General features: G+C 47.6%; 7 protein-coding genes. 1 reads left to right on the top strand and 6 read right to left on the bottom strand.

The features are described from left to right. The 6 genes from lpxD to lysS form a co-directional block, all read right to left on the bottom strand. The coding region (lpxD, locus tag HY879_10945) for a UDP-3-O-(3-hydroxymyristoyl)glucosamine N-acyltransferase (protein MBI5603860.1) at positions 1-1,002 on the bottom strand (1,002 nt) is incomplete at its 3' end. Between the two features lie 5 nt (positions 1,003-1,007). Then, entirely contained in the window at positions 1,008-1,553 is a 546-nt protein-coding gene (locus HY879_10940; GenBank protein MBI5603859.1) for an OmpH family outer membrane protein, read from the bottom strand. A 62-nt stretch (positions 1,554-1,615) separates the two neighbouring features. Next, complete coding sequence (gene bamA / locus HY879_10935; protein ID MBI5603858.1) at positions 1,616-4,270, bottom strand: outer membrane protein assembly factor BamA; 2,655 nt, start codon at positions 4,268-4,270, stop codon at positions 1,616-1,618. 13 nt (positions 4,271-4,283) lie between these two features. Next, complete coding sequence (locus tag HY879_10930) at positions 4,284-4,973, bottom strand: ABC transporter ATP-binding protein (GenBank protein ID MBI5603857.1); 690 nt, start codon at positions 4,971-4,973, stop codon at positions 4,284-4,286. Between the two features lie 67 nt (positions 4,974-5,040). Continuing rightward, positions 5,041-6,288, bottom strand: a complete 1,248-nt coding sequence (locus HY879_10925; GenBank protein ID MBI5603856.1) for a lipoprotein-releasing ABC transporter permease subunit — start codon at positions 6,286-6,288, stop codon at positions 5,041-5,043. 96 nt (positions 6,289-6,384) lie between these two features. After that, positions 6,385-7,878: a lysine--tRNA ligase gene (lysS, locus tag HY879_10920; protein MBI5603855.1), complete on the bottom strand. Its 1,494-nt coding sequence runs from the start codon at positions 7,876-7,878 to the stop codon at positions 6,385-6,387. Positions 7,879-8,017: 139 nt separating this feature from the next. Here lysS and HY879_10915 point away from each other — a divergent pair. Continuing rightward, a partial coding sequence (locus HY879_10915) for an MFS transporter (protein ID MBI5603854.1) occupies positions 8,018-8,895 on the top strand: 878 nt, incomplete at its 3' end.

The raw sequence follows: 8,895 nt of genomic DNA, 5'->3' as shown, positions 1-8,895 counted from the left end.
TATTTGTTTGGCCATCTCGGGTAATCGTTGAATAAGGGTCCGGGTCCGCAAATAGGTCTGATGCGGCATGGTCGGGTTGCCCGAAACGATCTCGCCGGCCGGAATGGATTTAGCCACCCCGGATTTCCCCCCCACCTTAACCCCATCCCCAATGGTGATATGGCCGGCCACACCAGCCTGGCCGGCCAGAATGACCCCTTTCCCAAGGGTGGCGCTCCCGGATATTCCGACCTGGGCAATTAAAAGGGAGTGCTCGCCGACCACCACGTTGTGGGCCACTTGGACCAGATTATCGGTTTTGACTCCGGCCTTGATCCAGGTCCTGCCCAAGGACGCCCGGTCTATGGTGTTGTTGGCTCCGATTTCACAGTCATCATCGATCTGGACGATTCCCAACTGAGGAATCTTGACGTGGGTCATCCCATCCTGGGCAAAGGCGAATCCGTCACTGCCGATCACCGTCCCGCTATGAATGATCACCCTTTGCCCGATGATCGTTTTCGAGAGAATGGAAACGTTGGGATAAATCAAAGATCCCTTTCCAATCCTAACAAAATCGCCCACAAAAATACCTGGAAACAGAATAACATCATCTTCAATTTCCACCTGATTTCCCAGATAGACCAGAGGATAAATGGAGACGTTGTTCCCAATTCGGCAATCCTCCCCAATAGAGGCCAAGGGGCTGATACCCAGGGGATGCTTGACTTGAGGGGCAAAAAATTGAGCGATCCGGGCATAGGCCAGATATGGATTTTGGATAATGATTAAAGGCTTGTCCGTTGCAGGGATCTGAGATCCAACAATTACAGCTGATGCCTGAGTTATCTCCAGGTCTTTATGGTATTTGGGATTGGCTAAGAAAGTAATCTGCCCCTTTCGGGCTTCCCGAATCCCGGTGATGCCGGTGATCAACTCTTCACAAGTTCCCCGGGTTTCCCCTCCAACCAAGTGAGCCAATGCCTCCAGAGAAACCCCTGAAGGGGGCAGATCTGAGGTCATCATGGTTATTTCTTCTTTTCTTTTTTTGTTTCGTTAAAAATCTTGATCACCTTGTCGGTCAGTTCTATCGGCTTGGTGTAATAAACCACGCCGCTCTTGGCTTCCAGAATCAGGGTATACCCTTCCTCTTTGGCCAATTTACTCGTCACCTCAAATAATTCGTTTAGAAGAGGCTGCATGGCATTGTATTCGTCCTTATGCATCTCATCTTCTTTCTCCCGAACCAGGTCCCTGAAATCTTCCTCTTTCCGGATCAGTTCCTTTTCTTTCTCCCTTTTAGCGTCCTGGCTGAGGACATTACTTTTCTTGTTAAATTCATCACGCAGTTTTTTCAGATCTTCCCGTTTGACCGTTAACTCTTTTTTGATTCGATCCGATTTTTCTTGCAGACCCTTGGAGGCCTTTTTGCCGGCTTCGGACTGTTGGAGACATCTTTGCAGGTCCAGGATCCCCACCTTGAGAGGGGGGTCGCTGGCCCAGGATGGTACAGTCAAAAAGATAAAAAAGATTCCAATCATCAAAGACAGGGGTTTAAATAAATAGCGAATCATTCATTCCTCCTCAAAGTTAATCATATATGAGGGACCTTTAACAAGTCCTTCCTATTTCATCATTAAAAAAAGGTGCCTATGCTGAAATCCCAGTTATTGGTATCTTCCCCGGGCCTTTGATCGATATTCCAACCCCATTCCAAACGCAGAGGCCCCATAGGGGAATACCAGCGGATACCCAGACCCACACTTTTTCTCAAAGACCTGAAATCAAGATCCGCCGATTTGGTATAGGCATTGCCGGCATCGAAGAATATCAATCCTTTAATCCCGGCCTTTTGGATCAAAGGGAAAATGTATTCCAAATTAAATTGCACCATCTGCTCGCCACCGATCTTTTGGCCGGTTGCCTCATCCGTAGGGCTGATGGAGTAATATTTGAACCCTCGAACCGAGTTGATGCCGCCTAAATAAAATTTTTGGTAAAGGGGCAGATCCCCGCCGGGATTCTGGGTGATTAATCCCCATTTGCCGTTAATAAAAAAGGTGGTCTCCCAAAAAAGAGGAAAATACCAACCGGAACTGGCCATATAACGAGTATAATAATTGGTCCCCCCGAGAGGACCGCCGGCATATTCAATGGAAGCGCTGTTAATCGATCCCTTGGTGGCATTAAAAATCAGGTCTCTCGAATCCCTTTTGAGGGTCAAACGGACACTGCTGGTCTGATGACGGCCTTTCAAGTCCTGGATGACCTGGGCGGCATCAGTGGCCACATCCGTCACATTGGTATCATCATAGGTATAGGTGATATAGGCCCGGGTATATTCTTCAAAAAAGGGATGGCCAAAATCCACTGAACCCCCGAAACTATTTTGGGTATATTTGTCCCAGATCCGCTCCCAGTTATATAGGTTGGTCCCGGCAGAGACCCTGGTGTCAAAGAGCCAGGGCTCGGTAAAATTGAGATTGTAGCGCGCGGTTTTGGCCCCGAGTTGGGCATCCAGACTCAGCGATTGTCCCCGTCCAAAAAGGTTTCTTTGAGAAATCTGGCCCATGAGGATAAATTGATCGACAGCGCTGTAGCCTGCCCCGACGGAGAAGGAACCGGTCTGTTTTTCTTTGACCTCGACCTTCAAATTCATTCTATCTTCCTGACTGCCCGGGGAAGTCGAGATATTGACCTCCTCAAAATAATCAAGACGGCGGAGGTTTTCATTGCTTTTCCTGAGGGCCGTGGCATCGAAGAGGCCTTTTTCAGATACCTTAAATTCCCTTCGAATCACCTTATCCCGGGTCTTGACATTCCCGACAATATCGATACGTTCAAAATAGACCTTAGACCCTTTTTTGATCTCATAAACGAGATCGACCTTGGGAACCGTGGGATCTTCTTTGACTTGAGGGGTAATTTCGGCAAAGGCATAGCCTTCAAGGGAATAAAGGTCATTAAACATAAGAACATCTTTACGGATCACTTCGCGGTTATAAAATTTTTCCTTGGTAATGGACAGAGAGGCCATCAGCTTTTCTTTAGGTTGAATCATATCCCCACGGATGTCGACCTGCCCCATTTTAAATTGCTGTCCCTCTTCGATCGGGATGCTGATAAACAGCCATTCTCCTTCATGCCGGACGGTCGGTTCCCCTACTTTGGCCTTTAAGTAGCCATGGTTGTAATAAAAAGAAGAAACTTTCTCCAGGTCCTGTTCCAGCAGTTCCTTTTTATAGACCCCGGAGGAGGTCAGCCAGTAAAAAAATCCCTTTTCATTGGTTTCCATCAAACCTTTGAGTTGTTTTGCAGAAAACCCCTTATTCCCCTGAAAGGTAATGGTTTTGATATAGACCTTTTTCCCTTCCACAATCGTATAGACCACGACCCCTGCCTGCCCCTGGTCTTCGTAAGCGACCGAATAGGTAATCTGGGCATTAAAATATCCCTTTGACTGGTAAAAGACGGTTAATTTCTCCAAACTTTCATTGATCGTGTTCAGATTTAATATCGTATAGGGCTTGACCGTCAGTTGTTCTTTAAGTTCCTCTTCTTTGAGTTCTTTATATCCCTTTAAATCGATCCGTTTAACAAAAGGGCGTTCCACAACCACAAAGGTGATGGATTTCCCTTGAGGGGTTTGTTCCGTCTCTAACCGGACATCGGAGAAAAAACCCATCTTGAAAACGGACCGGAGGTCCTGATCCAGTTGTTCGGGGTTATAGGCCTCACCGGCTTTGGATTTGAGTTCTCTTTCAATCGCTTGGGCCTCAATCCTTTGATTTCCCTTAATGGCTATTCCGACAATCTTTTCTTGCCCTAAGATTCTTAACCCCAATTCTTTTGAAAAATTTTCTATCAATTTCAGAATATTTTCCAACCCCTCTCCGGTCATCGAGAAAGACAGGGGAGGTTTTTCATTGCTGGTCTCTAAGAGATTCCCGGTCAGACTCAGTCGCTGACCGATCTTGGTCAGGCTTCCATAGATGATCCGGTCTGCTCCCATTTGTTTTCCAATGGACCGGAGTTCCTTCCAGTCACTGGGAATTTTTTTGGCCAGCCAGGGTTGGGTCATGGAAAGAGGGAGCAGGGAGATATTTTGTTGGCTCAATCCTTTGGAAAGGGTCTCCAAAATATTTTTTTGGAGATAGGTCAAATCTTCCTGGCTGTAAATGGTAAATGGCATCAGGGCCACCTTGCCCTCCGGGGCGGCCTGAACTTCCAATAGGGTCAAACTGGTAACAACTAAAAAAACCATCAAGCTAAAAATGATTTTCTTCGGCATAAGAGCTCCCTTTTTATTCGGTAAGGATTTCATTGGCCTTCCCATCCACAATTTCCACATTTCGTCTGAATCGTTTTGACAAATCCAGGTTGTGGGTAACCATCAAAAAAGTCACCCCTTTTTCCTGATTGAGTTGAAGGAATAATTCGATAATCTGTTCCCCTGTTTTTCGATCTAAATTTCCCGTCGGCTCATCGGCCAGGATGAGTTGGGGAGATTTAATTAAGGATCGGGCAATGGCTACCCGTTGTTGTTCCCCGCCGGAAAGTTCTCCGATCCTGTGTGACAAACGGTCTTTGAGTCCCAATTGGGCCAAAATATCTTCGGCCTTTTCCTGCGCCCCTTGCTTGCTGTCCCTGGCTATCAATAAGGGCATCATGGTGTTTTCCAGGGCGGTAAATTCCGGAAGCAAATGATGAAATTGAAAGACAAAGCCGATTTTCTGATTACGAAATCGGTCCAAGTCCCTGGCCGGCTGTTCAAAAATATTCCGGCCTTCAAACAGCACTTGACCACCGGAAGGCCGATCCAGGGTTCCCAGGATGTGCAATAATGTGGATTTCCCGGTTCCTGAAGCCCCCACCACGGCCAGGGTATCCTGCTTCCATAAATCCAGATCAAGACCTTTCAGCACTTCAACGTGATGCTCGTTGTTGATAAAAAATTTATCTAAATTTCTGACCGTAACCAGGGGTTGAGACATAAAATTATTTTGTTTCGGACTTAGGGGTTCGAATTTTGTGTTCAGTTGGTCTCAATAGAGAATCCCCCTATTCATAGCGCAGGGCCTCGGCCGGGTCCAGGCGGGAAGCCTGCCAGGCCGGATATAAGGTGGCAATCAAACTGATCCCCACGGCCGAAGCCACGATCATTAAAATATCTCCCCCTTTCATTAATACCGGCAGAGAAGAGATATAATAAACGTCGCTCGGCAGTTTGATAAACTGATATCTTTGAAGAATCTGGCACAAGCCCACACCGCCCAAAAGCCCCAGAACCGTGCCCACTGCCCCGATGATAATACCTTCCAGCATAAATATTTTCATGATACTGGAAGCCGAGGCCCCCATGGATTTGAGTATGGCAATATCCTTGGTTTTTTCCATGACCACCATGATCAAAGAAGCCACAATATTAAAGGCCGCTACCAGAATAATCAAGGTCAGAATGATAAACATGACCAGCTTTTCCAGTTTCAGGGCTGAAAACAGGTTCTTATTCATCTTCATCCAGTCTTTGGTCCAAAAGGGAAAACCCAATTTTGTCTGGACGGTCCGGGCGATCTCTGCGGCCTTATAGACATCGCGGGTCTTGATTTCCAAACCCGTTACCCGGTTCCCCAGTCCTAAAAAAGACTGGGCCTGAGAAAGGGAAACAAAGGCGATGGAAGAATCGTACTCGTACATTCCCGACTCAAAGGTCCCAGCCAACCTGAAGGGTCTCATCTTGGGTATTCTCCCCAGAGGCGTCAATTCCCCCAACGGGGAAATAACGGAAAGAGTATCGTTTAAAGAAAGACCCAAGGCCCTGGCCAACTCCTGGCCTAAAATGATCCCGGGCAGTCCCTGCTCTTCTTGCCCTCCAGTCGGGGGAGGGACTTCCAGGGCTTGCCAACTCCCTTTCTTTATAATTCGATCCAAGGCAATCACCTTAGGGGCGGTCCGGATGTCAATACCCCGAAGAACGGCCCCGGTCACCTGCCCACCGGCACTCATCATGACCTGGGTCAGGATAAATGGCGTGGCGGCCGTAACCCCGGGCACCGATTCCACCTTCTGAGCCACTTGGACATAATTCTCGATGGCATTGTCCCAGTTTAGGACCAGGGCATGGGAATTGAGGCCCAATATTTTGTTTTTTAAGTCATTTTCAAAACCGCTCATCACCGCCAGGACGACAATCAGGGCCATAACCCCCAGGGCGACTCCGCCCATGGAGATGAAGGTGATGATAGATATAAAGGTCTGCTTCCTTTTGGCCTTTAAATAACGGTAACTGACAAAAAACTCGAAAGACATCATAACTTCCTGAAATCCGTTGCTCGTTACTGGTTACTGGTTACTCGATAGCCGATAGCCTGAGAACTATCTTAAACGAGGAACAAGCAACCAGCATCAACTCCCCGGCATCTTCTCCGGCTTCAACTGGGGGAACAAAATGACCTCCCGGATCGAGGGAGCGTCGGTAAAAAGCATGACCAGCCGGTCAATCCCAATCCCTTCCCCGGCTGTCGGGGGCAGACCATATTCTAAGGCCATAATATAGTCCCAATCGATGGCTTGGGCCTCTTCATCACCGGCCTCTTTGGCCTTCATCTGATTAAGGAACCGTTCTTTTTGGTCCAACGGGTCGTTGAGTTCTGTAAATCCATTGGCGATTTCACGGCCGTTGATAAATAGTTCAAAGCGATCGGTTAACTCCGGATTTTCTTTACTTCTTTTCGCTAAAGGCGAAACTTCTATGGGGTAGCCGGTGACGAAAGTCGGCTGCCTGAACTGGGGTTCAACGAGTTGTTCAAAAATTTTAGTTAAGGCCTTTCCCTGGCCATCGGCAGGCTTTAAGTCCGCCCCCAGGGAACGGGCCAATTCAATAGCCTGCCTGGAATCAGCCAGTATCCGGGGCTCTATTTTTCCTATCTCAACCAGGGACTCCAGAAAGGAAATCCGTCTCCAGGGAGGGGTTAAATCAACAGACTCCCCCTGGTAGGAAAAAGTTAATTCTCCTTTGAACTTGAGGGCCAGGGCCGAGAACAACTCCTCCGTTAGGGTCATCAAATCCTGGTAGGTGGCATAGGCCTGGTAGAATTCGATCATCGTAAATTCCGGATTGTGCTGAATGGAGATCCCTTCATTCCTGAAGTTCCGATTGATTTCAAAGACCTTGTCCATCCCGCCGATAACCAGACGTTTCAAATAAAGTTCCGGGGCGATCCTTAAAAACAGGGGGAGATTCAGGGCATTATGGAAAGTCTCAAAGGGTTTGGCCGTTGCCCCGCCGGCCAGGGGTTGCATCATAGGGGTTTCAACCTCCAGGAATCCCCTTTCGGTCATAAAAGCCCGGATTAAAGAGATCATCTGGGAGCGCACCTGAAAAATTTCCCGGACCTTGGGATTAACCAACAAATCCAGATATCTCTGTCGATAGCGTTGTTCGACATCGATCAGGCCATGGAATTTTTCCGGCAAGGGGCGCAAGGATTTGGCTAATAGTTGGAATTTTTTTATCAAAAGGGTCAACTCTCCGGTTCTGGTCTTGAAAAGACTCCCCTCCAGACCCAAAAAATCTCCCAGGTCTATTTTTTTGAAACGGGCGAACGCCTCCTCACCGACTAAATCTTTTTTAAAGTACCCTTGAAGACGACCTGTCCCGTCTTGAATATGGAAAAAGATACTCTTCCCAAAATCCCTTTGGGTCATTAATCTCCCGGCGGTCTGAATGAGCGGTTGGGAATCGTCCGGGTTGGACCCTGCCAGGGAACCAAATTGGGCATGGATCTCTTCTATTTTATGACTGATCTGGTTAAAGCTCGGATAGGGATCGACTCCAAGGGTCCTCAGTTCTTCCGCCTTTTTCAACCGCTGCTGCTTAAACTGGTTTTCTTCTTCCATTGACTAAGTCCTTAAAAACCATTACTATTATCCATCTTTAGCGGATGGACGTGGGAAAATAAACATTAAATATTAAATTGTTTTCAATAATTAGTCAAGGATAAACCCTTGATGATTTTTGAAGAAAAGTAGGGCCTCCATGAACCTTAAGATCTTATTTTTGTTAAGCCTGGCCCATTTGGTCACGGATATTAATCAAGGGGCCGTTCCGGCCCTTTTGCCCTTCATGAAAGAAGCTTTAGGACTTTCATACACCGCAGCCGGCATGGTCTTATTAGCCTCTAATCTGACCTCTTCGGTTATTCAGCCCCTTTTCGGTTATTTTTCGGACCGTCGCCCCAAAGCCTGGCTGATTCCCATTGGGGTACTGGTAGCCGGACTGGGCGTCGGCCTCTCCGGGTTCTCTCCGAATTACGGAGTCCTTCTCCTGCTGGTCATTTTAGGGGGATTGGGGGTCGCTGCTTTTCATCCGGAAGGATTTAAAACCGCCCATTTTTTTATCGGCCCAAAAAAGGCCTCAGGGATGTCTATCTTTGCCGTGGGGGGGAATCTGGGGTTTGCCTTGGGACCTTTTAGCCTGGCCTTTCTGGTAACCCATTTTTCCTTAACCGGGACCCTGGCCTATTTCTTCCCCGGTCTTATCATGGCCGGCTTTCTCATTTTCCTTCAGCCCAGTCTGCGCTATTCAACCCCTTCGGAACAAAAAGAAACCCCTTCAATCAACCGGAAATCAAACACTTCTTACGGGAAATTGGTGATTCTGATTTTGATTGTCACCATGAGGTCCTGGATGCAAATGGGGCTGGTGACCTTTATTCCTTTTTATTATATCAATCATTTAAAAGGAGATCCTCTGCTGGCCGGTAAAATGGTTACCACTTTCCTGATTTCAGGGACCATAGGGACCCTGGTGGGGGCCCGCTTGGCCGACCGCTGGGGACACAAAAATTTTCTTACCCTGACCATGTTTCTGATGATCCCCCTCCTCATCCTCTTTCTTAAAATTCAAGGCTGGGG

This window comes from Deltaproteobacteria bacterium (genome assembly GCA_016219225.1).
Classification (GTDB): Bacteria; Desulfobacterota; RBG-13-43-22; order RBG-13-43-22; family RBG-13-43-22; genus RBG-13-43-22.
The sequence above is the reverse complement of the archived record's forward strand: the minus strand, read 5'-3'. Positions and strand labels throughout refer to the sequence as shown.

Coding starts and splice junctions, on each gene's coding strand:
- HY879_10940 (MBI5603859.1), bottom strand. CDS start 1,553: ATGATTCGCTATTTATTTAAACCCCTGTCTTTGATGATTGGAATCTTT.
- bamA (MBI5603858.1), bottom strand. CDS start 4,270: ATGCCGAAGAAAATCATTTTTAGCTTGATGGTTTTTTTAGTTGTTACC.
- HY879_10930 (MBI5603857.1), bottom strand. CDS start 4,973: ATGTCTCAACCCCTGGTTACGGTCAGAAATTTAGATAAATTTTTTATC.
- HY879_10925 (MBI5603856.1), bottom strand. CDS start 6,288: ATGTCTTTCGAGTTTTTTGTCAGTTACCGTTATTTAAAGGCCAAAAGG.
- lysS (MBI5603855.1), bottom strand. CDS start 7,878: ATGGAAGAAGAAAACCAGTTTAAGCAGCAGCGGTTGAAAAAGGCGGAA.